The sequence below is a fragment of the Hydrogenophaga sp. H7 genome, assembly GCF_002025745.1.
GTDB classification, from domain to species: domain Bacteria; phylum Pseudomonadota; class Gammaproteobacteria; order Burkholderiales; family Burkholderiaceae_C; genus Hydrogenophaga; species Hydrogenophaga pseudoflava.
In genome coordinates, this window is the sequence record NZ_MCIC01000015.1 from 261,682 (window position 1) to 288,435 (window position 26,754).

Here is a 26,754-nt window from a genome sequence, read left to right on the forward strand (position 1 = left end):
GTGTAGGTGTCGTCGGAACGGAGCCGGTCCTTGTCAGGGGCGGAACACCCACCACAGAGCGCCCAGAAGCAGGGCAAGGCTGACGAAGAGGGTGGTCAGGGTTCCGGTCATGGTGAGCTCTCTGGTGAAGGCGTTGGGCCGAAAAACGATGTCTTGATTATAAATGAGAATGGTTCGTATTCTATTGATGAGGAAAAATTTTTGTGCTCACGAGCGCGGCTGCAGATGCGCGGGTCCCAGTTCATCGAGCGTGCGGCAGCCGCACAGCGCCATGGCGATCTCCAACTCGTCGCAGATCAGGCGCAGCACCTGGGCGACACCCGTCGCACCGGCGTTCGCCAGCCCGTGCAGCACCGGTCGCCCGACCAGCACGGCGCTGGCACCCAGCGCCAGCGCCTTGAGCACGTCGGTGCCGCGGCGCACGCCGCCATCGACCAGCACGGGCACGTGACCCTCCACCGCGGCCACGACCTCGGGCAGCAGGGTGGCGGTGGCGGGCAGGGTGTCCAGGGTGCGCCCCCCATGGTTGGAGACGATCACGCCGCTCGCGCCGTGTTCGACCGCCAGATGGGCGTCGTCCGGGTGGGTGATGCCTTTGAGCAGGATGGGCAGCCGTGTGACCGAGCGCAGCCAAGCCAGGTCCTCCCAGCTCGGGGCGTGTTCCGCCAGGCCACCACAGAGGCCAGGGCCACCAGTCGCCATGGCAACGCCCTCAGGCAGGTTGACCGCCGCCACCCCAGGGGGCAGCTGGAAACCGGTGCGGCGCTCCTGGTCGCGGCTGCCCTGCACGGGGGCGTCCACCGTGAGCACGAGGGCCTCGTAGCCGGCGGCCTCGGCGCGCGCCACCAGCGACTGCGTCAGACCGCGGTCGGGCTGCAGGTAGAGCTGGAACCACAGCGGTCCGCGGGCGGCCTCGCCGTGGGCGAGGCGGGCGACTTCTTCCATGGGCACCGAGGCCTGCGTGCTCAGCACATAGCCCAGCCCCATCACCGCCGCCGCCAGTGTGCTGGCCCGTTCACCCTGTGGGTGTGCCAGTCGCTGGTAGGCCATGGGGGCCACCAGCAGCGGGTGGGCCAGTTCCCGACCGAGCAGCGTGCGGCGCGTGTGGCCGCCGGCGAGCGGACACAGCACCCGGGGGCGCAACTGCAGGCGCTGCCAGGCGGCGCGGTTGTCACGCAAGGTGATCTCGTCGGCGGCCCCACCGCAGAGGTAAGCCCAGATGTCTGGTGCCATGCGCTCTTTCGCAAGGCGTTCGTGGTCTTCCAGCGTGACGGGCTCGGTCATGTTTCTGCCCACATGCGCAGCAGGTTGTGGTACGTCCCGGTCAGGCCCGTCGTTTCGGTGGTCTCGCCGTGGCGCTGGCGCAGTGCGAGCAGGTTCATGTCGAGTTCGTAGAGCAGGCGGCGCTGTTCGTCGCTGCGCACCATGCTCTGCACCCAGAGGAAGCAGGCCAAGCGCTCGCCGCGCGTGACCGGTGTGACCTGGTGCAGGCTGGTGCCGGGGTAGAGCACCGCGTGGCCGGCGGGCAGCTTGACGCCGCGCGTGCCGTAGGTGTCGCTGACGGTGAGCTCGCCGCCGTCGTACTCGCCGGGGTCGTTCAGGAACACGGTGCAGGAGACGTCGGTGCGCACGTACTCGGTGCCGGCGGTCGTGGCCTTGAGGCGCACGGCGTTGTCGATGTGGTTGCCGTAGGTGTTGTGCTCGCCACCGTAGCGGTTGATGCGCGGGGTGAAGATGCGCAGCGGCAGGGCGGCGCTGAAGAACAGGGCGGAGCGGTTCAGTCCGTCCAGCACCATCTGCCGGATGCGGGTCGCGGCTTCGCAGTCGTGCGGCAGCTGCTGGTTGTTCTTGACGGTGAGTGCCTGCGGGCCGGCGCTGTCGCGGCCATTGGCCCAGGGGGCGCTGCGCAGCAGGTCGCGCGCGGTGCGGATGTCGTCGGGCGACAGGATGTCGGGCAGGGTCAGCAGCATCGTGGGAGCGGGCCGGTCTTTGTCCGGGCCTTTCAGTGAGGGCTTTCAGTGGAAAAGCCGCCCGGCTTGCGCGGGGCGGCGGTGGGTTCGGCGCGGTGTGGGCGTCAGAACTTCAGGCTGGCGGTCACCTGCAGCGTGCGGCCGGCACCCGGGATGTAGTGCGCCGGGTAGAGCTGGTCCGCGTAGAGCTTGTCGGTGGCGTTGGCCAGGTAGGCCTTGATCGACAGGCGTTCGAAGTCGAACGTGTACTCGGCCATCAGGTCGACCGTGGTGTAGGACGGAACCTTGAAGGCGACGCGGGTCGGGCTCTGCGCGCTGCGGAAGTTCAGGCCGGCACCCATGCGCAGGCGCGGGGTGACCTGGTAGGTGCTCCACACCGTGCCGCTGTGCTCGGGCGTGAGAGCCGGGTGGTCGCCGGGGCGCTCGCCGATCGCGCCTTGCGCGCACTGGCCGGTGGTCGGGCAGGGCGCGGCCTTGTCGACGCGCGCCACGGGCAGCCACATGTAGGAACCGTAGACCTCCCACTGCGGGGTCAGGCGGCCGGTGATGTCGGCCTCAAAACCCGCCACATGGCGCTTGCCGCTGAGCACCGTGACCGGCAGGTCCGGGTCGGTGTTGCGCTCGTTGGTCTTGGTCGAGCGGAAGACGGCCAGGCGGGTGGAGAAGCGCTTGTCCGCCGAGTCGAGCTTGGCGCCGAGTTCGAGGTTGACGCTCTTTTCCGGATCGGTGTCGGCGTTGGAGGCGCTCAGCGAGTAGGCATCGCCCGAGGTGTTGAACGAGGAGCCGGCGGACACGTGGAAGGAGTGCAGCGGGGTCGGCTGGAACAGGGCACCAATGCGCGGGCTGAACTCGGAGACGTGCATGCGGTACTTGGTGGCCGTGACCGGGCCGGGGGCTGCATCCGGGATGGCGTTGATGTCGTAGTCGCCGTTGAGGTTGTCGTAGCGCACGCCGCCGACGACCTTCCAGGCCGGGGCGACCTGGATCACGTCCTGCACGTAGGCGCCGACGCCGGTCGCGACATAGGCGTTGTTCACCCGCAGCACGCGGCTGGCTTCGTTCACCGAGGCGCCGTCTTCCGGAGTGCCGATGGTGGTGGTGGGCTTGGTGATGGTGACACCGCCCTGCGCGGCCGAGCGCGCGGCGTAGACCGTGCGCTCCTCGCGGGAAACGTCGACGCCGGCGATCAGCTCGTGCTTGACGCCCAGCGCGTCGAACTTGGTGCTGAAGTCCGATTGCGCCTGGACCGAGTCGAGCTTCTGGATCTTCAGGTGGGTGCCGCGGGTGAGCACGGTGCCGGGGCCGAAGTTGTCCAGGCTGACCGAGGTCGGGCAGTTCGGGTTGGTGATGGCGCCGGTCTGCTGGTTCACGCCCTGCGTGCACAAGCGGATCGCGCCCGAGCGCAGGTCGCGGTCGAACTTGCCCACGCGCACCTGGGTCTTGAGTTCGCTGTCGCGGCTGAAGCGGTGGGTGTGGGCCAAGCCGGCGATGGTGGCGCTGGAGTCGTTGTAGTCGCTGGCCAGGCCGTAGTTGGTGTCGGGGTCGACCGGCAGCAGCGTGCGGTCGCTGGAACCGCGGGCCGGGGCAATGAACGGCATGCCGTAGTTGACACCGTTGTTGTTGTCCAGGTGGTAGAGGCTGGCGAGGAATTCGTCGCGCTCGCCGATGCCAGTGCGGTAGGCCACCGCCATGCCGCGCTTGTCCAGGCTGGCGCCGCTGCCGTTGTTGTCGGCCTTGGTGGCCATGGCGTTCAGGCGCAGCGCGGAGCTTTCGCCGGTCATGATGTTGAAGTCGCCCGTGGCGCGCACGTACTTGTGGTTGCCCAGGGTGAGGTCGACCTGGTGCTCGTCGATCAGCCGGGGCACCTTGGACACCTGGTTGACGGCGCCGCCGGTGGAGCCACGGCCGAACAGCATCGAGGCCGAGCCGCGCAGCACTTCCATGCGGTCCATGGCGAAGGTGTCGCGGTCGTAGATCGCGGGGTCGCGCATGCCGTCGATGAACAGGTCGCCGGTGGCCTGCAGGGCGAAGCCGCGCAGGCGGATGTCTTCCTCGCCACCCTCGGCGGCCAGGAAGGTGATGCCGGCGGTGTTCTTCAGCGCCTCCTTGACGGTGTCGAGGTTGCGGTCGTCGATCAGGCGCTCGGTCACGACGGTGACCGACTGCGGAATGTCGCGCAGCTGCTGCTTGCCCTTGCCGATGGTGGTCTCGGTGGCCTGCAGCGCGTCCTTGCCTTCGGGGGCCAGGGCCTTTTCACGCACGACCACGGTGGGCAGCTGTTTGTCTTCGCTGGCAGGCGCGGTCTGGGCCAGGGCGCCAAAGGAGCTGGCCAGCAGCATGGCGCCCAGGGGCAGCATCACGCTGGAGGCGGCGGGCAGGGAGGAGGGGGCAGGGTGGGGGCGGCCGGCACGGGCGCGCAGGTTCTTGCGACGTTGGGACATGGAAGCTCGGGTCGAACAGGTTGTCGGCTGGCTTCAACGCAAGGCGCTGTGGCTGGCTGGATCGTCGATGATATTGCAAACAAAAACGATTCTCAATAAAGTCTTTACCTGGCGGACATTTTTTTCGCTATTTGTAGCAAGCGGTCCACACAAGCCAAGCCCCTCGACGGGGTCGGTCAATGCTGCACAGCAGCACAGGCTATCGGGTCGATGTAAACTATCAATGCGGAAAATTGATAGATGTCGACTATGATTCACCCCGTCGCGATATCCATCGCTTCCCGTTTCCGATTCCCTTCAACCTCTTCACAGGAAAAACCATGTCCCTGATCAACGCGCTGTCCATCATCAACACGCAAGTGCAGCCCTTCAAGACCACCGCCTTCGTCAACCGCGGCGGCAAGGGCGAGTTCATCGAAGTGACCGAGAAGAGCCTGCAGGGCAAGTGGTCCGTGCTGATCTTCATGCCGGCCGCCTTCACCTTCAACTGCCCGACCGAGATCGAGGACGCCGCCGACAACTACGCCGAGTTCCAGAAGGCCGGCGCCGAGGTCTACATCGTCACCACCGACACCCACTTCTCGCACAAGGTGTGGCACGAGACCAGCCCCGCCGTGGGCAAGGCCAAGTTCCCCCTGGTCGGCGACCCGACGCACCAGCTGACCCGCGCATTCGGCGTGCACATCGAAGAAGAAGGCCTTGCCCTGCGCGGCACCTTCGTGATCAGCCCCGAAGGCGTGATCAAGACGATGGAAGTGCACTCCAACGAAATCGCCCGCGACGTCAAGGAAACCGTGCGCAAGCTCAAGGCCGCCCAGTACACCGCCGCCAACCCCGGCCAGGTGTGCCCCGCCAAGTGGAACGAAGGCGCCAAGACCCTGGCCCCCTCGCTGGACCTGGTCGGCAAGATCTGATCCCCGCTGAGTGTTGAGCGTCGGGCGTTCGGCGGCCATTCGCCGAGCGCCCTTCACCCAACGCTTCGCGCACAACGCACCACATTCAAGGAGTCCACCATGCTCGACGACACCCTCAAAGCCCAGTTGCAGCAGTACCTCGGCATGCTGCGCCAGCCCATCACGCTGATCGCGTCGCTGGACGAGAGCGACACCGGCGCCGAGATGCGTGAGCTGTTGCAGACCATTGCCAGCCTGTCGGACAAGGTCACGCTGGACACCTCGGGCAACGACGCTCGCAAGCCGTCCTTCGTGATCGCCCGCGCCGGCGAAACCACAGGCGTGCGCTTCGCCGGCCTGCCGCTGGGCCACGAGTTCACCTCGCTGGTGCTGGCGCTGCTGTGGACCGGTGGCCACCCGCCCAAGGTCGAGCAGGAGGTGATCGACTCGATCAAGTCGCTCGACGGTGAGTACAGCTTCGAGGTCTACATGTCCCTGACCTGCCACAACTGCCCGGACGTGGTGCAGGCGCTGTCGCTCATGGCCATCGTCAACCCGAAGATTCGCACCGTGGTGATCGAGGGTGGCGCCTTCCAGCAGGAAGTGACCGAGCGCGAGATCATGGCCGTGCCCATGGTGTTCATGAACGGCCAGGTGTTCGCCTCCGGCCGCATGAGCGTGGAAGAGATCGTCGCCAAGCTCGACACGAAGTCGGGTGAGCGCGAAGCCGCCAAGCTCAACGCCAAGGACGCCTACGACGTGCTGATCGTCGGCGGTGGCCCGGCTGGTGCGGCCGCCGCCGTGTATGCGGCCCGCAAGGGCATCCGCGTGGGCATTGCGGCCGAGCGCATGGGCGGCCAGGTCAACGACACCATGGCGATCGAGAACTACATCTCGGTGCTGGAAACCGACGGCCCGAAGTTCGCGGCTGCGCTGGAAGCCCAGGTGCGCCACTACGAGGTGGACGTGATGAACCTGCAGCGCGCCGACAAGCTGATCCCTGCGAGCGAGCCGGGTGGCCTGGTGCAGGTGCAGATGGCCAATGGCGGCGTGCTCAAGGCGCGCAGCGTGATCCTGTCCACCGGCGCGCGCTGGCGCAATGTCAATGTGCCGGGCGAGCAGGAATACAAGAACAAGGGCGTGGCCTACTGTCCGCACTGCGACGGCCCGCTGTTCAAGGGCAAGCGCACGGCGGTGATCGGTGGCGGCAACTCGGGCGTGGAAGCGGCCATCGACCTGGCCGGCATCGTCCAGCACGTCACGCTGATCGAATTTGCCGACCAGCTCAAGGCCGACGCGGTGCTGGTGAGCAAGCTCAAGAGCCTGCCCAACGTCACCATCCATGTGAACGCGCAGACCACCGAGATCACCGGCGACGGCAGCAAGGTCAACGGTCTGAAGTACAAGGACCGCGTGAGCGGTCGGGAACACCTCGTCGCGCTGGAAGGCGTGTTCGTGCAGATCGGCCTGGTGCCCAACACCGAGTTCCTCAAGGGCACGGTCGAGCTCAGCCGCTTCGGCGAGATCGTGGTGGACGCCAAGGGTCACACCAACGTGGAAGGCGTGTTCGCCGCGGGCGACTGCACCACGGTGCCTTACAAGCAGATCGTGATCGCTGCAGGCGAGGGCGCCAAGGCCGCGCTCAGTGCGTTCGACCACCTGATCCGCACCCCCGTGCCGGCCGAGATGGCGCCGGCCTGAACCTCACAACCAGGGCGTCGTTGGGGAAAAGAAAAAGGGCCACCGCATGAGCGGTGGCCCTTTCTCATGGCAAGGTCAGAAACTCAGTGACCCGATGCGCCCGATGCACCGATGCCGGTCTCGGAGCGAACCTGCTGGGCCACGAAGCCCGCGCGGTCCTTCTTGGCACGCGCGCTGTTGTCCAGGATGGAGAACAGCCAGATGCCGACGAAGCCGATGGTCATGGAGAACAGCGCGGGCGAGGTGTAGGGGAACAGCGCCGAGCCCTTGGGGTTGCCCAGCGTGGCTTCCCACACCGAGGGCGACACGACGGTCAGCGCGACCGACGAGATCAGGCCCAGGAAGCCGCCGATCACCGCGCCCTTGGTGGTGCAGTCCTTCCACAGCACGCTCATGAAGAGCACCGGGAAGTTGGCCGACGCGGCGATGGCGAAGGCCAGCGACACCATGAAGGCGATGTTCTGCTTCTCGAAGGCAATGCCCAGCACCACGGCGATGATGCCCAGTGCAATGGTGGTCATCCGGGACACGCGCAGCTCGTCGGCACTGTTGGCTTTGCCCTTCTTGATCACGGTGCCGTAGATGTCGTGCGACACGGCCGAGGCGCCCGAGAGCGTCAGGCCGGCCACCACGGCCAGGATGGTCGCGAAAGCCACGGCCGAGATGAAACCCAGGAACACGTTGCCACCCACGGCGTTGGCCAGGTGCACCGCCGCCATGTTGTTGCCACCCAGCAGGCCGCCCTTGGCGTCGAGGAAGTCAGGGTTGGTCAGCACGAAGGTGATGGCGCCGAAGCCGATGATGAAGGTCAGCAGGTAGAAGTAGCCGATCCAGCCGGTGGCCCACATCACGCTCTTGCGTGCTTCCTTGGCCGAGGGCACGGTGAAGAAGCGCATCAGGATGTGGGGCAGGCCGGCGGTGCCGAACATCAGCGCCATGCCGAAGCTGATGGCCGAGATCGGGTCCTTCACAAAGTTGCCGGGGCCCATGATGGACTGGCCGGCCGCAGCGGCTTCTTCGGACGTCTTGCCCGCCGCGCTGGCTAGGCCCGCCTTGATCTCGACCGACTTGGCGAACATCGCCTCGGGGCTGAAGCCGAAGTGCCACAGCACCATGAAGGCCATGAACGAGGCGCCGCCCAGCAGCAGGCAGGCCTTGATGATCTGCACCCAGGTGGTGGCTGTCATGCCGCCGAACAACACGTAGACCATCATCAGCGCGCCGACGATGATCACCGCGATGTAGTACTCCAGGCCGAACAGCAGCTTGATCAGCTGGCCCGCGCCCACCATCTGGGCGATGAGGTAGAAGGCCACCACGACCAGCGTGCCCGAGGCCGCGAAGATGCGGATGGGCTTCTGCTCGAAGCGGAAGGCGGCCACGTCGGCGAAGGTGAACTTGCCCAGGTTGCGCAGGCGCTCGGCCATCAGGAAGGTGATGACCGGCCAGCCGACCAGGAAGCCGATTGAGTAGATCAGGCCGTCAAAACCCGAGGCCATCACGGCCGCCGAGATACCCAGGAAGGACGCTGCCGACATGTAGTCGCCTGCGATCGCCAGACCGTTCTGGAAGCCGGTGATGCCGCCACCGGCGGTGTAGAAGTCGGCGGCGCTCTTGGTCTTGGCGGCGGCCCACTTGGTGATGAACAGCGTGGCCACCACGAACAGCGCGAACATGGTGATCGCGGTCCAGTTGGTGGCCTGTTTCTCGGCCTGGCCAAGGTCGGCGCCCGCGGCCAGAGCGGCAGCAGAAACGGCGAACAGCGAGGCGAGGGTCAGGGCGGGGCGCAGCAAGGTGCGGGTGTTCATTTGTGCACCTCGGTGATGATGGCGTGGGAGAGGTCGTCGAACTCGCTGTTGGCGCGGCGGACGTAGATCGCGGTGATCACGATGGTGAACAGGATCACTCCGAAACCGACGGGGATGCCCACCGTCATGACGCCTTCACCCAGGCGCTGCGACAGCCACTCCTTGTTGAAGGCCACCAGCAGGATGAAGCCGTAGTAGACGATCATCATCGCGGCGGTCAGCCACCAGCCGAAGCTGGAACGCTTGCGCCTGAGTTGCTGGTATTTGGGGTTGTCCAGGATGCGCTGGACCATCTTGTCTTCCATGGAGTCCTCCTTTGGATGGAAACGCTCCGCAGGCTAAGTGGACCCTCTTACCTAGGACTTACCCTTGGATTACAGCAGCTGACGGGCCGCAGCAATTTAGCTGTAAGGAATCGCAACCAAAGTCCGCCGCGTAGTACTTGGGAAAGCCCTTTTTCGGGTACACACAGCGTGGCGGCGTCAGCCGTCGAAACTGCAAACGCATCACTTAGAGGAGACAACTTTCATGAGTAGTGAAAGCAACGCGAAGGCCTATTGGTCTGCAACGCTGGGACTGCTGACCAAGGTGCTGGTCATCTGGTTCGTCGTGTCCTACCTGGCCGGCATCATTTTTGCCAGCGCGCTCAACAGCATCAAGCTGGGCGGCTACCCCCTGGGCTTCTGGTTCGCCCACCAGGGATCCATCTACATCTTCATCGCGCTGATCTTCTGGTACGCGAAGAAGATTGGTGACATCGATCGCAAGTTCGGCATGCAAGAAGACTGACCAAGAGGACATCACACCATGGATCTTCAAACCCTGACCTATGTGGTTGTGGGCGCAACCTTTGCGCTCTACCTCGGCATTGCCTTCTGGGCACGTGCCGGCAGCACCTCCGAGTTCTACGTGGCCGGTGGCGGCGTGCACCCCATCACCAACGGCATGGCCACGGCGGCCGACTGGATGTCGGCCGCTTCGTTCATTTCGATGGCCGGCCTGATCTCCAACATGGGCTACGGCGGCGCCGTGTTCCTGATGGGCTGGACCGGTGGCTACGTGCTGCTGGCCTGCCTGCTGGCTCCGTACCTGCGCAAGTTCGGCAAGTTCACCGTGCCCCAGTTCATCGGTGACCGCTACTACTCGCAGACGGCGCGTACCGTGGCCGTGGTCTGCCTGCTGGTGGCCTCCACCACCTACATCATCGGTCAGATGACCGGTGTGGGCGTGACCTTCTCGCGCTTCCTGGGCGTGTCCAGCGAAACCGGTATCTACATCGGCCAAGCCATCGTGTTCTTCTACGCGGTGTTCGGCGGCATGAAGGGCATCACCTACACCCAGGTGGCCCAGTACATCGTGCTGATCCTGGCCTACGTCATCCCGGCGATCTTCATCTCCCTGAACCTGACCGGCAACTTCCTGCCGCAACTGGGTCTTGGCTCTGACCTGGCTGGTACCGACGTGTCCCTGCTGGCCAAGCTGGACCAGGTGGTGACCGATCTGGGCTTCAGCCAGTACACGACCGCTTCTGCCGGTTCCATGCTGAACATGTTCTGCTTCACGCTGTCGCTGATGATCGGTACCGCCGGTCTGCCGCACGTGATCGTCCGCTTCTTCACCGTGCCCAAGGTCTCTGACGCCCGCATGTCGGCTGGCTGGGCCCTGGTGTTCATCGCCCTGCTGTACACCACGGCCCCCGCCGTCGGTGCCATGGCCCGCCTGAACCTGATCGGCACCGCCAACACCGCCGTCGGTATCGGGGCCGGCCCGGATGGCCAGATGGTCGTGAAGGCTGATGTGGTCAAGGCCAACGCCGACCTGTTCGCCGCCGAAGCCAGCCTGAAGTACGAAGACCGCCCGGAGTGGATGAAGCGCTGGGAAAAGACCGGCCTGCTGAAGTTCGAAGACAAGAACGGTGACGGCCGCATCCAGTACTACAACGACGCCACCAAGAACGAAGCCGTCAAGGGCAAGGCCGAAGCCGCCGGCTGGAAGGGCAACGAGCTGACCGTGAACGCCGACATCATCGTGCTGGCCAACCCGGAAATCGCTCAGCTGCCCAACTGGGTGATCGCCCTGGTCGCCGCTGGTGGTCTGGCCGCCGCGCTGTCTACCGCCGCCGGTCTGCTGATGGCCATCTCCTCGGCCGTGTCGCACGACCTGATCAAGGGTTCCATCAACCCGAACATCAGCGAGAAGAACGAACTGCTGGCAGGCAAGATCTCCATGGCCGTGGCCATCGTGATCTCGGGCTGGCTGGGTCTGAACCCGCCGAGCTTTGCGGCCGGTACCGTGGCCCTGGCCTTCGGTATCGCTGCCTCGTCGATCTTCCCGGCCATCATGATGGGTATCTTCAGCAAGTCCATCAACGACAAGGGCGCCAGTGCCGGCATGCTGGCAGGTCTGTTCGTGACCCTGTTCTATGTGTTCGCACACAAGGGCCTGTTCTTCATCAAGGGCACCGAGTTCCTGAACCTGGTTGGCGGCAACAACGGCTTCTTCGGCATCTCGCCGGAAGGCATTGGCACTGTGGGCGCCCTGGTGAACTTCATCGTGGCTTACCTGGTGAGCAAGGCCACCAAGCCGGTGCCGGCCCACATCGCCGAGCTGGTCGAATCCGTTCGCGTGCCCAAGGGCGCCGGCGGTGCTGTGGCCCACTGATGGTGTGAGCGACACCTGCAGGGGATGAGCATCCCCTGACCGGAAGCCCCGTTGGGTGACCAACGGGGTTTTTTTATTGAGAGAATCCCAACAAGGGGTGCAGTCCGCACCCGGCCTATCGACTGGATGGCATGAGCATCTTCATCTTCAACTGGATCTTCCTGCTGGCCTTGTTTCCGGTGGCCTTCTTCTGGCTGCGCAGGGCCTGGCGCATTCTGGTCAAACGCGACTTTTCCGAGGTGGCCCTGAAAAAAGGCCTGCCACCGCCCAACCCCGAGAAATTCGCTCCCTACGAAATGGTCATCAACCTGGTCGGTGGCGTGGTGATGGTGGTGGTGCTGGTGGCGGTGCTGGGCTTTCAGGCGCTGGCCAGCGAGGACTGGGTGGCCATTGCCGGCTCCACCCTGTGGACGAAGCTATTCCTGTCGTTCGCGCTGGGCCGCCACGCACACGGTGGCATGACGGAGCTGGCCAAAAAATCGGCCGAGGCGCGGGAGAAGAAGGCCAAGGGTTGAGCGGTGGCCGGCGGCGCAGGCTGCGCGATCCGGTCCGCCGCTCTCAGTACGCCAGCCGTTCCGGACGGATTTCCTGCAGGATCGTGGTGGCGATTTCTTCGATCGACTTGGTCGTGGTCGAAAGCCAGCGGATGCCCTCGCGCCGCATCATGGCCTCGGCCTCGCTCACCTCGGCCCGGCAGTTTTCCAGGCTGGCGTAGCGCGAATTCGGGCGGCGCTCGTTGCGGATCTCCGAGAGCCGCTCGGGGGCGATGGTCAGGCCGAAGATCTTCTTGCGATGGGGCATCAGCGCCGGCGGCAGCTTGCGGCGTTCGAAGTCTTCCGGAATCAGCGGGTAGTTGGACGCCTTCAGGCCGTGCTGCATGGCCAGGTAGAGCGAGGTCGGCGTCTTGCCGCTGCGGCTGACACCCACCAGGATCACGTCCGAGCCCTCCAGGTCCCTGTGGCTCTGGCCGTCGTCGTGCATGAGCGCGAAGTTGATGGCCTCGATGCGGTCGTTGTACTCCTTGCTCTTGGAGGCGTCCGAGAAACGGCCGACCCGGTGGTTGGACTTGATGCCCAGCTCTTCCTCCAGCGGCTCGACGAAGGTGCCGAACATGTCCAGCATCATGCCGTGGCAGTGCTCCTTGACCACTGCCAGCACCTCCATGTTGACCACGGTGGCGAACACCAGGGGGCGGCGGCCTTCGACCTCGGCGGTGTGGTTGATCTGGCGCACGGCCTGGTGGGCCTTGTCCACACTGTCCAGGAACGGCAGCCGCACCCGGCGGACCGTGGCTTCGAACTGGGCCAGGATGGCGTTGCCGAAGGTCTCGGCGGTGATGCCGGTGCCATCGGAGATGAAAAAGACGGTGCGGTTGGGCATGGCAAGGCTCGCTCGGGTTCAAGAAATTTCAGGACCACCCCACGCTGATTTCACAGGGGTAGCCAGCCCGGGGTGATCCCGGGCTGGCGGCACCATCCTACAATCATGGACGCCCAGAATGCTTGCCCCCTGCCCGGTGCACGACCCATAACAGAACCACAGGTCACCCGCTGGCGCATGGAGCCCCCGGTTTTTCAACCTTAGGAGTCTTCCATGTCCAACCTGTTCGAGCCGACCGCCCTGGTCGTGCCCTTCGAAAAACTGCGAATGAGCGATGTCGAGATCGTCGGCGGCAAAAACGCCAGCCTCGGCGAGATGATTTCGCAACTGCCCCAGGGGGTGAAGGTGCCCACGGGCTTCGCCACCACGGCCCACGCCTTCCGCGAGTTCCTCAAGGCCGACGGCCTGACCGACCGGATCAACGCGCGCCTGGACGCGCTCGACACCGAGGACGTGCGCGCGCTGGCCGAAGCCGGTGCCGAGATCCGCGCCATGGTCGAGAACCAGCCGTTCCCGGCCGATCTGGAAAAGGCCATCCGCGAGGAGTTCGCCCGCCTGAGCGAAGGCAACCCCGACGCCTCGTTCGCCGTGCGATCCTCCGCCACGGCCGAAGACCTGCCCGATGCCTCGTTCGCCGGCCAGCAGGAAACCTTCCTGAACGTGCACGGCATCGAGGATGTGCTGCACAAGATGAAGGAGGTGTTCGCCTCCCTCTACAACGACCGCGCCATCAGCTACCGCGTGCACAAGGGCTTTGCCCACGCCGACGTGGCGCTGTCGGCCGGCGTGCAGCGCATGGTGCGTTCCGACCTCGGCGCCGCCGGCGTGATGTTCACCATCGACACCGAGTCGGGCTTTGAAGACGTGGTTTTCATCACCTCCAGCTACGGCCTGGGCGAAACGGTGGTGCAGGGCGCCGTGAACCCCGACGAGTTCTACGTGCACAAGCCCATGCTCAAGGCGGGCAAGCAGGCGGTGATCCGCCGCAACCTGGGCAGCAAGCTGATCGAGATGGTGTTCTCCACACCCGAGGAGAAGGCTGCGACGAAGAAGCTGGTGAAGACCGTGGACGTGCCGGTCGAGCTGCGCAACCGCTACAGCCTGACCAACGCCGAGGTCGAGCAGCTGGCGCACTACGCGCTGGTGATCGAGCAGCACTACGGCCGCCCGATGGACATCGAGTGGGGCAAGGACGGCACCGACGGCCAGCTCTACATCCTGCAGGCCCGCCCCGAGACGGTGAAGAGCCAGTCGGCCGGCAAGACCGAGGTGCGCTACAAGCTCAAGGGCAAGGGTGCCGTGCTGGCCAGTGGCCGCGCCATCGGCCAGAAGGTCGGCACCGGCCCGGTGCGCCTGGTGCACAACATCAGCGAGATGGACAAGGTGCAGCCCGGCGACGTGCTGGTGACCGACATGACCGACCCGAACTGGGAGCCGGTGATGAAGCGCGCCAGCGCCATCGTCACCAACCGCGGCGGCCGCACCTGCCACGCTGCCATCATCGCGCGCGAGCTGGGCATCCCGGCCGTGGTGGGCTGCGGCAACGCCACCGACCACCTGAAGGACGGCACGCTGGTGACGGTCAGCTGCGCCGAGGGCGACACCGGCCACATCTACGACGGGTTGCTGGAGACCGAGGTCACCGAGGTGCAGCGCGGCACCATGCCCGAAGTCGACGTCAAGATCATGATGAACGTGGGTAACCCGCAGCTGGCCTTCGACTTCGCCCAGGTGCCCAACGGCGGCGTCGGTCTGGCGCGGCTGGAGTTCATCATCAACAACAACATCGGCGTGCACCCCAAGGCCATCCTGGACTACCCGGCCGTCGACGCCGACCTGAAGAAAGCGGTGGAGTCGGTGGCCCGTGGCCACGCCTCGCCGCGAGCCTTCTACGTCGACAAGGTGGCCGAAGGTGTGGCGACGATTGCCGCCGCGTTCTGGCCCAAGCCCGTCATCGTGCGCCTGTCGGACTTCAAGTCCAACGAGTACCGCAAGCTGGTGGGCGGCAGCCGCTACGAGCCCGACGAAGAGAACCCGATGCTGGGTTTCCGCGGCGCCGCACGCTACATCAGCGAGGACTTCGCCGAAGCCTTTGCCATGGAATGCGAAGCCCTCAAACGCGTGCGCGAGGACATGGGCCTGACCAACGTGCAGGTGATGGTGCCTTTCGTGCGCACGCTGGAGCAGGCGCGCAAGGTGACCGAGCTGCTGGCGGCCAAGGGCCTCAAGCGCGGCGAGCACGAGCTCAAGCTGATCATGATGTGCGAGATCCCGAGCAACGCGGTACTGGCCAAGGACTTCCTGCAGTACTTCGACGGCTTCTCGATCGGCTCCAACGACCTGACCCAGCTCACCCTGGGCCTGGACCGCGACTCCGGTCTGGAATTGCTGGCACACGACTTCGACGAGCGCGATCCGGCCGTCAAGGCGCTGCTCAGGCTGGCCATCGGCGCCTGCAGGGCCGAGGGCAAGTACGTGGGCATCTGCGGCCAGGGCCCCAGCGACCACCCGGACTTCGCCCAGTGGCTGCGCGACGAGGGCATCAGCTCGATCTCCCTGAACCCGGACTCGGTGGTCGACACCTGGCAGTTGCTGGCATCTTCCGCCAAGTGACCGCCGGTCTTTGAGCGCCGAAACGGCCGGGCTCTGCCCGGCCGTTTTTCTTTGTGCTCCAGCGTAAGGCCGGGGTCAGTGCCTGGCGCACAATCAGGCACAAAGGCGACCCCACGAGGTCGCCGCCGACAGAGGAGACGCGCATGTTTCGAGGACTGGACGCCCAACGCCTGGTGGCCCTGTTCGTGGCCGGTCTGTTGCTGTTCAACTTTCCGCTGCTCGCGCTCTGGGACCATGACATCCGCGTGCTGGGGCTGCCCCTGTTCCCGGCGGCGCTGTTCCTGATCTGGGCACTGCTCATCTGCGCGCTGGCCTGGATCGTCGAGCGTTCGCCGGACACGTCGCCCGGCGGCGATCGCCACTGAACCATGCTGTCCGCCCCGCTGGTCATCGGCGTCTCCTTTGCCTACTTGCTGCTGCTGTTCGCGGTGGCCTATTGGGGCGACCGCCGCGCGCAGGCGGGGCGCTCGGTCATCGGCAACGCCTGGGTCTATGCGCTGTCGATGGCGGTCTATTGCACGGCCTGGACCTACTTTGGCAGCGTCGGCCGCGCCGCCAGTTCGGGCGTGTGGTTCCTGCCGATCTACCTGGGGCCCATGCTGGCCATGGTGCTGGCCTGGATGGTGGTGCGCAAGATGATCCGCATCGCGCGCACCTACCGCATCACCTCCATCGCCGATTTCATCGCCAGCCGATACGGCAAGAGCCCGCTGCTGGCCGGGCTGGTGACGCTGATCACGTTGGTGGGCATCGTTCCCTACATCGCGCTGCAGCTCAAGGCGATTGCCAGCGGTTATGCGGTGCTGACCTCCCCGCTGGGCGAGGCGGCGCCTCCGCCACAACAGTGGTGGCGCGACAGCACGCTCTATGTGGCGCTGGCGCTGGCCGGCTTCACCATGGTGTTCGGCGCACGGCACCTGGACAGCACCGAGCGCCACGAGGGCATGGTGGCGGCGATCGCCTTCGAGTCGGTGGTCAAGCTGGTGGCGTTTCTCGCGGTGGGCCTGTTCGTCGCCTACGGCCTGTACGACGGGCTGGGGAACTTGTTCGCGCAGGCGGCGGCGCAGGAGGCCATCCACCGGCTGCTGCAGTTCGACCAGGGCCAGCCCTTCGCCTACGCTCAGTGGACCGGACAGACCCTGCTGGCCATGCTGTCGGTGCTGTTCCTGCCGCGCCAGTTCCAGGTCATGGTGGTGGAAAACGTTCGCGAGCAGCACCTGCGCCGCGCGGTCTGGGTGTTTCCGCTGTACCTGTTGCTGATCAACCTGTTCGTGCTGCCGATCGCCATCGGCGGTCTGATGCATTTCGGCCCCGGTCGCATGGACCCGGAAACCTTCGTGCTGTCGCTGCCGCTGTCCGAGGGTCTGAACGGTCTGGCGTTGCTGGCCTTCGTGGGCGGGCTGTCGGCCGCCACGGGCATGGTGATCGTCGAGGCCATCGCGGTATCCACCATGCTGTGCAACGACCTGGTGATGCCGATGCTGCTGCGCAGTCGCCGGGTCGGCATGCGCTCGGCCAGCGATCTGACCGGGCTGCTGCTGCAGATCCGGCGGCTGGCGATCCTTCTGATCCTGCTGCTGGGCTACCTGTATTTCCACCTGGCGGGCGAGGCTTACGCCCTGGTGAGCATCGGCCTGATCAGCTTTGCCGCGGTTGCACAGTTTGCCCCCGCGATGCTGGGCGGCATGTACTGGAAGGGCGGGACGCAGCGAGGCGCGCTCGCGGGGCTGGTGCTGGGCTTTGGCTTCTGGGCCTACACGCTGATGCTGCCTTCGCTGGCGAAGTCGGGCTGGCTGTCCGACGGATTCCTGGACCACGGCCTGTTCGGATGGACATGGCTCAGACCCGAGGCCCTTCTGGGCTTGAGCGGGCTCGACAACCTGACCCATTCGCTGTTCTGGAGCCTGCTGGCCAATGTGGGGGCCTATGTGGCGGTGTCGCTCTGGCGAGCCCCGTCGGCGGCGGAGACCAGCCAGGCCCTGTTGTTCGTCGACGTGTTCCACCGCACCGAGGGTGCCCCCCGTCCGGTGTTCTGGCAGGGCAGGGCGCAGGTGCCCGACCTGCAGGCTCTGATGGTCCGGTTCCTGGGGCCCACCCGGGCAGGGCAGTTGCTGCAGGCCCATGCGCGCGACCGCGGGGTGGCACAGGTGGCCGACATCCCGGCCGACGCGCGGCTGGTGCAGTTTGTGGAAACCCAGCTGGCGGGTGCCATCGGCAGCGCCTCGGCCCGGGTGATGGTGGCCTCGGTGGCCGAGGAAGAACAGCTCGACCTCGACGACGTCATGCGCATCCTGGACGAGGCCTCGCAGCTGCGGGCCTACTCGATGGCGCTGGAGGAGAAATCGCAGTCCCTGGAGCGCGCCACCACCGAGCTGCGGGAGGCGAACGAGAAGCTGAAAAGTCTGGACCGGCTCAAGGACGACTTCATGTCATCGGTGACGCACGAGCTGCGCACGCCCTTGACATCGATCAGGGCGCTGTCGGAACTCATGCGGGACGATGACGCCATGGAGTTGGCGCAGCGGCAGCAGTTCCTGGGCATCATCGTGACCGAAGCCGAGCGCCTGAGCCGCCTGGTCAACCAGGTGCTGGACATGGCCAAGATCGAGGCAGGGCATGCGGAGTGGACCGTGGCCGAGGTGGATCTGCGCGAGGTGGCCGAACAGGCGGCCGACAGCATGGCCGAGATGTACCGGGAGCGTGGCGTGCTGCTGCAGCGGGTGCTGGCCGAGCATGTGCCCCTGGTGGAGGCCGATGCCGACCGCCTGACCCAGGTGGTGCTGAACCTTCTGTCGAACGCGCTGAAGTACGCGCCGCGCGAGAACGGACAGGTGGTGTTGCGCCTGGACTGCGATGGCGGCAGCGTGCGCATCGAGGTGCAGGACAACGGCCCCGGTATTCCGCCGGATCAGCAGGCCATGGTGTTCGAGAAGTTCCGGCAGGTGGCCGGCGACGCACACTACCGGCCTGGCGGCACCGGGCTGGGGCTGCCGATCAGCCGCCAGATCGTCGAGCATTTCGGCGGGTGCATGTGGCTGCGGTCAGAGGCGGGGCAGGGCGCCTGCTTCGGGTTCTCGCTGCCGGTGGTGGCCGGAGGTGAACAGACAGGCCCACAGAGGAGACAAGACACATGAGCACGAAGATCCTGATTGCCGACGATGAACCGAACATTCTGATTTCGCTGGAGTTCCTGATGAAGCGCGAGGGCTACGAGGTGGTGCTGGCGCGCGACGGCCAGGAAGCGATGGACGCCATCGTCCGTGAACGTCCCGCACTGGTGCTGCTGGACGTGATGATGCCGATCAAGACCGGTTTCGACGTCTGTTGCGAGGTGCGCGCCCACGAAGCCGTGCGAGACACGCTGATCGTCATGCTCACGGCCAAGGGCCGCGACACCGACGTGGCCAAGGGCCTCGCGCTGGGCGCCAATGCCTACATGACCAAGCCGTTTTCGACCAAGGAGCTGGTGCAGAAGGTGCGGGAGCTGCTGGGAGGCGGTGCATGAGTCTTCAGAAGAAGACCGACCCGCGCCTGTGGTGGTTGCTGGGCGCGGCCGCGGTGGCCTCTTTGCTGTGGCTGGGGGCGACCTTCGGCCTCATCGGCTCTGCCATGGATGCGCAGGAGCGCCAGGCGGTGCTGCAGACCGTGGGCGACCGGCTGGTGCTGATCGTGCTGACCTGGGCGGCGGGCATGGGGGTGATCGCCTGGGGACTCAAGCGCTGGTTCGACCTCTGGGTGACGCCCTCGGTGCAGCTGGCCGAGGAGGCCCAGGTGCTGCTCAAGACCGACGTGGTGCGCGCACTCACGCCCAAGGGCAATGCCGAAACCAAGGTGCTGGTGGGCCTGTTCAACCAGCTGGTGGCGCAGCGGGAAGACCTGCGCCGCGAGATGGACCACAAGGTGCACGAGGCGGCGCGCGGCATCGAGCAGGAGAAAAGCCGGTTGGCGGCGCTTATGTCGGAACTGACCCAGAGCGTGGTGGTCTGCAACCTGGACGGGCGCATCCTGCTCTACAACAACCGGGCGCGCATGCAGTTCCGCGCGCTGTCGCAGGCGCCGGGCGTGGCCGGGGGCGCCGAGCTGATCGGGCTGGGGCGTTCGGTCTACAGCGTGTTCGACCGCAAGCTGGTGGCGCACGCGCTGGAGAACATCCAGCAGCGCATGGCGCGCGGCGCCGCGCAACCCTCGGCCCAGTTCGTCACCACCACGCCGGCCGGGCAGCTGCTGCGGGTGCAGATGGCGCCGGTGCGTGCGCCGTCTGGCGGTGGCGCCGAGGACTCGAGCCCGGCATTGACAGGTTTCGTGCTCATGCTGGACAACATCACGCGCGAGTTCGAGGTCGAGGCGGCCAAGGACCAGGTGCTGCACACGCTGACCGAACGCAGTCGGGCGGCGCTGGCCAACATGCAGGCGGCGCTGGACATGCTGGACTACCCCGACCTGGATGCGGCCATGCGCGAGCGTTTCCTGGGTGTGATCCGGGACGAGACGACGGCCCTCAGCCGGCGCATTGGCGATCTGGAGGCCGGCTCGGCCGACAGCCTCAAGACCCGCTGGCCGCTGGAGGACATGCTGGGCGTCGACTTCGTGACGGCGGCTCTGAGGCGCATCGAGGTGGCAACCTCTGTGCCGGTGTCGGCCGCCGAGGTGGATGGCGGGCTGTGGTTGCGGATCGAGAGCTTCTCGCTGATCCAGGCTCTGGCGTACCTGGCGGGGCGCCTGTCCGACGAGTTCGACGTGCGCTTCGTGCAGCTGCGCCTGCAGCCGGCCGCCGGCTCGGCGGGCAAGGCCTGGCTGGACCTGATCTGGAGCGGCCAGGCCATGAGCACCGAAACCGTGATGAGCTGGGAGATGGATCCGATGAAGGTGGGGGACGAGACCCTGCGGCTGACGGTGCGCGACGTGGTCGAGCGGCACAACGGCGCCTTCTGGTTCGAGCGCGAGCGCATCCGCCACCAGGCCTTCTTCCGCTTCCTGCTGCCGCTGGCCAGCCCGCAGGAACAGGTGGATGCCGCCACCTTCGTACGCAGCGACAGCCGACCCGAGTACTACGACTTCGACCTGTTCAAGACCACCGAGCAGACGCGCTCAATGGACGACCGCCTGCTGACCGAGCTGACCTACACCGTGTTCGACACCGAGACCACGGGCCTGAACCCGTCGCAGGGGGACGAGATCATCCAGATCGGTGCCGCGCGCCTGGTGAACAACAAGCTGCTGCGGCAGGAGTGCTTCGAACAGCTGGTGGACCCGAAGCGGCCCATCCCGCCGGCCACCATTCCGATCCACGGCATCCAGCCCGAAATGGTGATCGGCCAGCCGACCATCGACCAGGTGCTGCCGGCCTTCCACGCCTTCGCGCAGGACACGGTGCTGGTGGCGCACAACGCGGCGTTCGACATGCGCTTCCTGCAGCTCAAGGAAGGACAGACCGGCGTGGTGTTCGACCAGCCGGTGCTGGACACGCTGCTGCTGTCGGCGGTTATCCACCCGAACCAGGACTCGCACCGCCTGGAAGCGATCGCGGAGCGTTTCAACGTCACCGTCATCGGCCGCCACACCGCGATGGGCGACGCCATGGTGACGGCCGAGGTGTTCCTCAAGCTGATTCCGCTGCTGGCCGAAAAGGGCATCCATACCCTGGGCCAGGCGCGCGAAGCCGCGCAGAAGACCTACTACGCCCGGATCAGGTACTGATGCCAGCGCGGTGCAGGGGCTTCACATCCTGTACCGCTGGGCCAGCACACCTTGCAGCGAGGCCACCACGGCGAACGCGTCTTTGAGCTGGGCGCGCTCGAAATTGGAGATCTCGTCGGGGTTGAGGAAGTTGTCGGGGTTCTGGCCCGCGGCAATCTGGCGCGACTGGTGCTGGATGCGCAGAAAGGCCAGGAACTCCAGAGCGTCGCGCAGGTCGCGGGCGCTCTGCTCGCTGATGGCGCCACCCGCTGCCGCGCCGAGCAGGCGGTCGTGCGTGTTGACGGCGCTGTCGCCACCCGCGAGCGCATAGACGCGGGCCAGATCGACGATGGGAACGATGCCGCTGTGTTTGAGGTCTATGGTTCCCTTGTGTTCACCACTGCGGATGGTGGTGAGGCCCTTGAACATGCCCAGCGGCGGCTGGTGCTGGAGCGCGTTGCCGACCATGTAGGCCAGAAAGATGCTGTTGCCCTGGGTGCGCTGCAGAACGTCCTGCCGCAGCTTGTCGAGCATCTCCATGTTGCCGTGGATGGCGCGCAGGTCGAAGAACACGCAGGTCAGCATCAGCGACTTTGGATCGGGCTGGCCGGTCCAGCGCGCGAAGTACTCCATCCACTTGCGCCGAGGCTGCCGCCACTCGTCCGTCATTGCCATCATCTCGCCCGGACAGTGGACGTAGCCGCAGGCGTCAAGCCCGTCGCAGACGAAGGTCGACAGGGCCTTGAAATAGGCCCCGTGCCGCGCCTCGTCGTAGGCATCGTCGATCACCATACAGTTGTCCTGGTCGGACTTGGCGGTCTGCTCGCTGCGGGCCTGCGAACCCGCCGCCACCCACACATAGTCGACCGGGGCCGGTCCGAGCTGCGCCTCGCCCAGCTGCAGCAGCCGGCAGGTGATCGCGTCGGTGATGGCGGTGACGATGTGGCCGGTGCTGTGGGCCGAGGCCTCGGCCGCGGCCAGGTTCTGCTGCAGGCGCCGGACCTTGCTGGCCACGGCCTGCAGGCCATCGAGCGTGGTCTGCTTGTAGATGTCGCCCGCCAGGTAGACCGCCGAGGTGCTGTGCTGCTCGGTCAGGTCGGTGGCGGTGATCATGCCCACGATGCGCTGGCCGTCGAGCACCGGCACGTGGTGGATGTTGTGGCGCGCCATCAGCAGCAGGGCGTCAAACGCCGGGCTGTGCACATCGATGCTCATGGGCGCGAGAGTGGCGATGTCGGCGATGGGGCGCGCGGTGTCGAGCCCGGCCGCGATCACGCGGTTGCGCAGGTCGCGGTCGGTGATGAGGCCGAACAGCAGGCCCTGCTCAGTGATCAGCACCGAGGACACGCGCTGGTCGCTCATCGCCTGGGCCGCTTCGCGGATGCTGGTCTGCGGTGACAGCGCGACCGGCTCGCGCTTGATCAGGGCTCGGACTGGCGTGGTCATGAGGTTGAGTGCGGGGTCGCTCGGCCCGCCACCACCGGCCCGGGCGCCGGGTACTGGCCTGGAGGCGCCGGGGAGGCTGCCAAGGAAATAGGTCAGACCAGGTGTTTCTCGGCACAGGGTCTGCACCGTGAGTGCGTCCAGCCGGGCGCAGGTGACGGCTGTTGTGGCCCTGGCACCGCAGATGCCCAGCGCATCGCCGAGGCCAAGGCCGAACAGGTCCCCGGCCTGCAGATCCAGCACCCCGTCGCCATCCGCATCGAGCAGTTGCGCTTGGCCTTCGATCAGCCAGTAGAGGTGCTCCCCGAACCGCTCGCCTCCGGTCAGCCGCTCGCCGGCCGACGCCTGAACCGGGATCAGGGCTTTTGAGAGGGAAGACCGCGTCGGTGGCGCCAGCATGCCCAAAACCCGGTGGTTCTCCAGCGCGCGGGCCAGCAAGCAGGAAGAGGAAGATGCGTGGTCCATGGCGCAACGATTGTGTGACGAGATGAATCGATCCTACATCCGGGCCGGGGTGAATCAGGGAAAACCCTCTCGGTGTTTGACCGGGGGGTGCTCTTGCAGGGCAGGTTTGTAAGGAGTTGGTAAGTTGCCAAATCAGAATGGGCTCACCGTTACACGATGCTTACATGTTGACGCTCATTCTCGCGATCAAACTGATTGCCGAAATTGCCCTCATGGCGTTGTTCGGGCAATGGGTGCTTGGGCTGCTTGCGGGGGAGCGCAAATCGACCAACCTGTTCTACCAGGTGCTCGAACAGATCGGGCGGCCCTTTGTGCTGCTAGCTCGCTTCATCACGCCACGTTTCGTGCTTGAACGCCACCACCCTCTGGTGGCGTTTCTGTTGTTGGGGCTGGTATGGGCGGGAGCGACCGTGGCCAAGATCTCCCATTGCGTGAAGATCGGGGTGCAATTGTGCTGATGAAGGGATCCTTCGAAGACGGGTATGTGCGATGGCAGGTCCGTCTGCTGTTGCTGGCCGGACAGAAAACGCAGGCCCTGACCCGCATAGAGCGCCATCTGGCTTCGCGTCCGGACAACGCCTATGCCTTGGCGACCCGAGCCCATCTGCAGGCCGAACTGGGGGACAAGTCCGGCGCCATTGACTCGATCGAACGGCTGGTCAGCGTGCAGCCGCGTCAGGCTTCGGCCTGGTTCAACCTGGGATTTCTGCGGGAAGAGGTGGGACGGCTGGAGCAGGCCGAAGAGGCCTTTCGTCGGGCCACCGACATCGACCCCCAACTGGATCGCGCCTGGTACGGCCTGGCGCTGTGCCTCATCCGCCTGCGCCGTTTCGACGACGCCGTGGTGGCTCTGCGCAAGAACACCGAATTGCAACCCATGAGTCCCTACGGCTGGTACCAACTGGCCAGGGTTCATGTTGACCGGCAAGAGCCCGAAGAGGCGGCGAAGATCATTCGCCATCTCAAAAAGTTCGAGCCGAAAGTGGCGGCACAGCTCGAACGCGAGACGGGCCTGGGCGTTGCCCCGACCTGAGTGCCTGCCGGCGACATGCCGGCAGTCATTTTCCTGGCGCAGGTGCAGTGACGCGAGTTTGCTCACGCACGGGTCGGTTGCAGGCCACCGGAAGGAGACGGGTGGCGCCCGTGATCTGCCCGAAAGGGTGTTCTTGAAAAGAGGTCGATGCCATGGAATTGACTGAGAACCACCGCCGATACTGGCGGAAAAACCTGAACATCACCGCCATATTGCTAGCAATCTGGTTCGTGGTGACCTTCGTTGTGAGCTACTTCGCCCGTGACCTGAACTTCAACTTCTTCGGTTGGCCGTTCAGCTTCTGGATGGGCGCGCAGGGTGCGCTGGTGGTGTACTGCCTGATCATCGGGTACTACGCTTGGTACATGAACCGCCTTGACATCGAGCACGGTGTCGAAGAATCCGAGGAGTGAACCATGGCAGGCATGTTTGAAACTGCAGGCGCTGCCGGAGGCTCCAACAAGGCCTTCAAGCAGCAGCTCAACAAGGTTTACAAGTGGTACACGGGGGGCTTTTTCGTCTTTGTGATCACGTTGGCCATCCTTGAGCAGATGGGACTGTCCCGCGAATGGATCGGCTTCATCTTCCTTCTCGCGACCATCGGTCTGTACGCCGGCATCGGCATCATGAGCCGCACGACGGACGCTGCCGAGTACTACGTGGCGGGGCGCCGGGTGCCCGCGGTCTACAACGGCATGGCGACCGGTGCCGACTGGATGTCGGCGGCGTCGTTCATCGGCATGGCCGGCACGCTGTACCTCACGGGCTACAGCGGATTGGCGTTCATCATGGGCTGGACGGGCGGCTACTGCCTGGTGGCGCTGTTTCTGGCGCCGTATCTGCGCAAGTTCGGGCAGTTCACCATTCCAGACTTCCTGGGTGAACGCTACGGCGGCAACCTGCCGCGTTTCCTGGGCATCTTCGCCGCCATCCTCTGCTCCTTCACCTACGTGGTGGCACAGATCTACGGCGTGGGCATCATCACCTCGCGCCTCACGGGTGTGGCCTTCGAACTCGGGGTCTTCCTGGGTCTCGGCGGCATTCTGGTGTGCTCGTTCCTGGGTGGCATGCGTGCGGTGACCTGGACCCAGGTGGCCCAGTACATCATCCTGATCATTGCGTACATGATCCCTGTCGTCTGGCTGTCGGTGAAACAGACCAGCGTGCCCGTGCCGCAGGCGATCTATGGCTTCCAGCTGGAGAAGGTCACGGCCAAGGAAAAGCTGCTGATCAACGATGCCAAGGAACTCGAGGTGCGCGAGATCTACAAGAAGCGCGCCGCCGATCTGGATGCCAAGCTCAAGGATCCCGCCAACGCGCTGGCCGCGGACAAGGCCGCTGCCGAGGCCAAGCTGGCCGAGCTGCGTGCTGCCAATGCCCCCGCCGCCGACATTGGTGCGGCCGAGAAGGCCCTGGCTGGGGTGCCCAAGGACGAAGCGGCTGCCAAGAAGGCCTGGACCGCCGCGAAGACGGCCGCTGAAAACAAGGCCAAACCGCTCAACGGTATGCCTGCCCACGCCGCACAGTTCTCGGGCGATCCGAACGGCGACGAGAAAGCCCAGAAGGCGTACGACGAGTCCCGACGCAACTTCCTGGCTCTGATCTTCTGCCTGATGATCGGTACGGCCGCCTTGCCCCACATCCTCATGCGGTACTACACGGTCCCCAGCGTGAAGGAGGCCCGCCAGTCGGTGACCTGGTCGCTGTTCTTCATCTTCCTGCTGTACTTCACGGCGCCGGCGCTCGCGGTGCTGGTCAAATACGAGGTGTTCCATGTGTTGGTGGGAACGCCATTCGACCAGTTGCCGCAGTGGGTGGCCGCGTGGAACAAGGTGGATCCATCCTTGTTGTCTGTTGCTGACGTCAATAAGGACAACATCCTGCAGCTCAACGAGATGAACATCGGCGGCGACATCGTGGTGCTGGCAACCCCCGAAATCGGTGGCCTGCCATACGTGATCTCGGGCCTGGTGGCGGCGGGTGGTCTGGCCGCTGCGCTGTCGACGGCTGATGGCCTGCTGCTGACGATCGCCAACGCGCTGTCGCACGACCTGTACTACAAGATGATCGACCCGAACGCTTCGACGGCCCGTCGGGTGACCATCTCGAAGATGCTGCTGCTGATCGTCGCGCTGGCGGCAGCCTACGTCGCGGCGCAGAAACCGGCGGACATCCTGTTCCTGGTGTCTGCGGCCTTTTCGTTCGCTGCCGCGGCGTTCTTCCCGGCCCTGGTCCTCGGCATCTTCTGGAAGCGCGCCACGGGCATTGCGGCCTCGCTGGGTATGGTGGCGGGTCTCGGTATCACTTTCTACTACATGATGACCACCCAGCCTTGGCTTCGCGGGATCTTCGGTGTGACCTCGCCGGTTGAGCTCTGGTATGGCATCCAGCCGATCTCGGCTGGCGTCTTCGGGGTGCCGGTAGGTTTCCTGGTGATCATTGTGGTCAGCCTGATCACGCCGGCGCCGAGTCGAAAGATTCAGGAGCTGGTGGAGCACGTTCGCTATCCGAATCTGAAGCTCGGCTGATCGTTCTCACCCTCCCGCCGGCATGCCCGGCGCGAGGGGGCCAGGGCGGGTCGCACTTGCGGCCCGCCTTTTTTGTTAGAATCATGGGCTTCGCCTTGCCGCACCCCGTGTTGACGCCGGGGGCGGCTGTTTTTCATCCACA

General features: G+C 65.5%; 21 protein-coding genes. 14 read left to right on the plus strand and 7 right to left on the minus strand.

Annotation, left to right across the window (positions count from 1 at the left end):
* Positions 1-207: 207 nt before the first annotated feature.
* From BC358_RS12585 to BC358_RS12595, 3 genes are all read right to left on the minus strand, one after another.
* Complete coding sequence (locus tag BC358_RS12585; RefSeq protein WP_079366086.1) at positions 208-1,284, minus strand: alpha-hydroxy acid oxidase; 1,077 nt, start codon at positions 1,282-1,284, stop codon at positions 208-210.
* A complete protein-coding gene (locus tag BC358_RS12590; RefSeq protein ID WP_079366087.1) occupies positions 1,281-1,970 on the minus strand; it encodes a Fe2+-dependent dioxygenase in 690 nt (229 codons plus the stop codon). Before BC358_RS12590 ends, BC358_RS12585 begins: the two co-directional genes overlap by 4 nt.
* Before the next feature lie 104 nt (positions 1,971-2,074).
* The gene (locus BC358_RS12595; protein ID WP_079366088.1) at positions 2,075-4,411 is read right to left on the minus strand and encodes a TonB-dependent siderophore receptor; all 2,337 of its coding nucleotides are present in this window, start codon (positions 4,409-4,411) and stop codon (positions 2,075-2,077) included.
* Positions 4,412-4,749: 338 nt separating this feature from the next.
* On the opposite strand from BC358_RS12595, the gene ahpC reads away from it, so the two are divergent.
* Together ahpC and ahpF are read left to right on the plus strand one after the other, a co-directional pair.
* Entirely contained in the window at positions 4,750-5,325 is a 576-nt protein-coding gene (ahpC, locus tag BC358_RS12600; RefSeq protein ID WP_079366226.1) for an alkyl hydroperoxide reductase subunit C, read from the plus strand.
* A 99-nt stretch (positions 5,326-5,424) separates the two neighbouring features.
* Positions 5,425-7,005, plus strand: a complete 1,581-nt coding sequence (ahpF, locus tag BC358_RS12605; RefSeq protein ID WP_079366089.1) for an alkyl hydroperoxide reductase subunit F — start codon at positions 5,425-5,427, stop codon at positions 7,003-7,005.
* Positions 7,006-7,088: 83 nt separating this feature from the next.
* Here ahpF and BC358_RS12610 read toward each other — a convergent pair whose 3' ends face one another.
* Positions 7,089-8,813, minus strand: coding sequence for a cation acetate symporter (locus BC358_RS12610; RefSeq protein ID WP_066154620.1), 1,725 nt, complete (start codon positions 8,811-8,813; stop codon positions 7,089-7,091).
* Positions 8,810-9,118 (minus strand): DUF485 domain-containing protein, encoded by a 309-nt coding sequence (locus BC358_RS12615; RefSeq protein ID WP_066154617.1) that lies wholly within the window; start codon positions 9,116-9,118, stop codon positions 8,810-8,812. Before BC358_RS12615 ends, BC358_RS12610 begins: the two co-directional genes overlap by 4 nt.
* A 223-nt stretch (positions 9,119-9,341) precedes the next feature.
* Between BC358_RS12615 and BC358_RS12620 the strand changes: the two genes are divergently transcribed.
* The 3 genes from BC358_RS12620 to BC358_RS12630 all read left to right on the plus strand — a co-directional run bounded on the left by BC358_RS12620 (position 9,342) and on the right by BC358_RS12630 (position 11,989).
* Positions 9,342-9,602 (plus strand): DUF4212 domain-containing protein, encoded by a 261-nt coding sequence (locus tag BC358_RS12620; RefSeq protein ID WP_066154614.1) that lies wholly within the window; start codon positions 9,342-9,344, stop codon positions 9,600-9,602.
* 18 nt (positions 9,603-9,620) lie between these two features.
* A complete protein-coding gene (locus tag BC358_RS12625) occupies positions 9,621-11,474 on the plus strand; it encodes a sodium:solute symporter family protein (protein WP_066154609.1) in 1,854 nt (617 codons plus the stop codon).
* A 131-nt stretch (positions 11,475-11,605) separates the two neighbouring features.
* Positions 11,606-11,989, plus strand: a complete 384-nt coding sequence (locus BC358_RS12630; protein ID WP_066154606.1) for a hypothetical protein — start codon at positions 11,606-11,608, stop codon at positions 11,987-11,989.
* A gap of 43 nt (positions 11,990-12,032) precedes the next feature.
* On the opposite strand, the gene BC358_RS12635 is transcribed toward BC358_RS12630, so the two are convergent.
* Positions 12,033-12,854, minus strand: coding sequence for a pyruvate, water dikinase regulatory protein (locus tag BC358_RS12635; RefSeq protein WP_066154603.1), 822 nt, complete (start codon positions 12,852-12,854; stop codon positions 12,033-12,035).
* A gap of 213 nt (positions 12,855-13,067) precedes the next feature.
* Between BC358_RS12635 and ppsA the strand changes: the two genes are divergently transcribed.
* From ppsA to BC358_RS12660, 5 genes are all read left to right on the plus strand, one after another.
* Entirely contained in the window at positions 13,068-15,467 is a 2,400-nt protein-coding gene (ppsA, locus tag BC358_RS12640; RefSeq protein ID WP_079366090.1) for a phosphoenolpyruvate synthase, read from the plus strand.
* 143 nt (positions 15,468-15,610) lie between these two features.
* Positions 15,611-15,832 (plus strand): hypothetical protein, encoded by a 222-nt coding sequence (locus BC358_RS12645; RefSeq protein WP_066154596.1) that lies wholly within the window; start codon positions 15,611-15,613, stop codon positions 15,830-15,832.
* A gap of 3 nt (positions 15,833-15,835) precedes the next feature.
* Positions 15,836-18,601: a sensor histidine kinase gene (locus BC358_RS12650; RefSeq protein WP_079366091.1), complete on the plus strand. Its 2,766-nt coding sequence runs from the start codon at positions 15,836-15,838 to the stop codon at positions 18,599-18,601.
* On the plus strand, positions 18,598-18,972 hold the full coding sequence (locus tag BC358_RS12655) for a response regulator transcription factor (protein WP_066154590.1): 375 nt from the start codon (positions 18,598-18,600) through the stop codon (positions 18,970-18,972). Before BC358_RS12650 ends, BC358_RS12655 begins: the two co-directional genes overlap by 4 nt.
* Positions 18,969-21,164, plus strand: coding sequence for an exonuclease domain-containing protein (locus tag BC358_RS12660; protein ID WP_079366092.1), 2,196 nt, complete (start codon positions 18,969-18,971; stop codon positions 21,162-21,164). The genes BC358_RS12655 and BC358_RS12660 overlap by 4 nt, the downstream gene beginning before the upstream one ends.
* 21 nt (positions 21,165-21,185) lie before the next feature.
* Here BC358_RS12660 and BC358_RS12665 read toward each other — a convergent pair whose 3' ends face one another.
* Entirely contained in the window at positions 21,186-23,051 is a 1,866-nt protein-coding gene (locus tag BC358_RS12665; protein WP_218669489.1) for a putative nucleotidyltransferase substrate binding domain-containing protein, read from the minus strand.
* A 164-nt stretch (positions 23,052-23,215) separates the two neighbouring features.
* On the opposite strand from BC358_RS12665, the gene BC358_RS12670 reads away from it, so the two are divergent.
* From BC358_RS12670 to BC358_RS12685, 4 genes are all read left to right on the plus strand, one after another.
* Positions 23,216-23,509, plus strand: coding sequence for a hypothetical protein (locus tag BC358_RS12670; RefSeq protein WP_066154750.1), 294 nt, complete (start codon positions 23,216-23,218; stop codon positions 23,507-23,509).
* Positions 23,509-24,084, plus strand: a complete 576-nt coding sequence (locus tag BC358_RS12675) for a tetratricopeptide repeat protein (protein WP_066154584.1) — start codon at positions 23,509-23,511, stop codon at positions 24,082-24,084. Before BC358_RS12670 ends, BC358_RS12675 begins: the two co-directional genes overlap by 1 nt.
* A 152-nt stretch (positions 24,085-24,236) precedes the next feature.
* Positions 24,237-24,497: a DUF4212 domain-containing protein gene (locus BC358_RS12680; protein ID WP_066154581.1), complete on the plus strand. Its 261-nt coding sequence runs from the start codon at positions 24,237-24,239 to the stop codon at positions 24,495-24,497.
* A gap of 3 nt (positions 24,498-24,500) precedes the next feature.
* Positions 24,501-26,612 carry a sodium:solute symporter family protein gene (locus tag BC358_RS12685; RefSeq protein WP_066154577.1) on the plus strand — a complete coding sequence of 704 codons (2,112 nt, stop codon included), beginning with the start codon at positions 24,501-24,503 and terminating at the stop codon, positions 26,610-26,612.
* Positions 26,613-26,754 lie beyond the last annotated feature (142 nt).

Bases quoted from the DNA above. Each gene is read 5' to 3' on its own strand.
- BC358_RS12645 (WP_066154596.1), top strand. From the start codon at position 15,611: ATGTTTCGAGGACTGGACGCCCAACGCCTGGTGGCCCTGTTCGTGGCC.
- BC358_RS12680 (WP_066154581.1), top strand. From the start codon at position 24,237: ATGGAATTGACTGAGAACCACCGCCGATACTGGCGGAAAAACCTGAAC.
- BC358_RS12610 (WP_066154620.1), bottom strand. From the start codon at position 8,813: ATGAACACCCGCACCTTGCTGCGCCCCGCCCTGACCCTCGCCTCGCTG.
- BC358_RS12655 (WP_066154590.1), top strand. From the start codon at position 18,598: ATGAGCACGAAGATCCTGATTGCCGACGATGAACCGAACATTCTGATT.
- BC358_RS12620 (WP_066154614.1), top strand. From the start codon at position 9,342: ATGAGTAGTGAAAGCAACGCGAAGGCCTATTGGTCTGCAACGCTGGGA.
- BC358_RS12675 (WP_066154584.1), top strand. From the start codon at position 23,509: ATGAAGGGATCCTTCGAAGACGGGTATGTGCGATGGCAGGTCCGTCTG.
- BC358_RS12685 (WP_066154577.1), top strand. From the start codon at position 24,501: ATGGCAGGCATGTTTGAAACTGCAGGCGCTGCCGGAGGCTCCAACAAG.
- BC358_RS12615 (WP_066154617.1), bottom strand. From the start codon at position 9,118: ATGGAAGACAAGATGGTCCAGCGCATCCTGGACAACCCCAAATACCAG.
- BC358_RS12650 (WP_079366091.1), top strand. From the start codon at position 15,836: ATGCTGTCCGCCCCGCTGGTCATCGGCGTCTCCTTTGCCTACTTGCTG.
- BC358_RS12660 (WP_079366092.1), top strand. From the start codon at position 18,969: ATGAGTCTTCAGAAGAAGACCGACCCGCGCCTGTGGTGGTTGCTGGGC.
- BC358_RS12630 (WP_066154606.1), top strand. From the start codon at position 11,606: ATGAGCATCTTCATCTTCAACTGGATCTTCCTGCTGGCCTTGTTTCCG.
- ahpF (WP_079366089.1), top strand. From the start codon at position 5,425: ATGCTCGACGACACCCTCAAAGCCCAGTTGCAGCAGTACCTCGGCATG.
- ppsA (WP_079366090.1), top strand. From the start codon at position 13,068: ATGTCCAACCTGTTCGAGCCGACCGCCCTGGTCGTGCCCTTCGAAAAA.
- BC358_RS12585 (WP_079366086.1), bottom strand. From the start codon at position 1,284: ATGACCGAGCCCGTCACGCTGGAAGACCACGAACGCCTTGCGAAAGAG.
- BC358_RS12670 (WP_066154750.1), top strand. From the start codon at position 23,216: ATGTTGACGCTCATTCTCGCGATCAAACTGATTGCCGAAATTGCCCTC.
- BC358_RS12595 (WP_079366088.1), bottom strand. From the start codon at position 4,411: ATGTCCCAACGTCGCAAGAACCTGCGCGCCCGTGCCGGCCGCCCCCAC.
- BC358_RS12625 (WP_066154609.1), top strand. From the start codon at position 9,621: ATGGATCTTCAAACCCTGACCTATGTGGTTGTGGGCGCAACCTTTGCG.
- BC358_RS12590 (WP_079366087.1), bottom strand. From the start codon at position 1,970: ATGCTGCTGACCCTGCCCGACATCCTGTCGCCCGACGACATCCGCACC.
- BC358_RS12635 (WP_066154603.1), bottom strand. From the start codon at position 12,854: ATGCCCAACCGCACCGTCTTTTTCATCTCCGATGGCACCGGCATCACC.
- BC358_RS12665 (WP_218669489.1), bottom strand. From the start codon at position 23,051: ATGGACCACGCATCTTCCTCTTCCTGCTTGCTGGCCCGCGCGCTGGAG.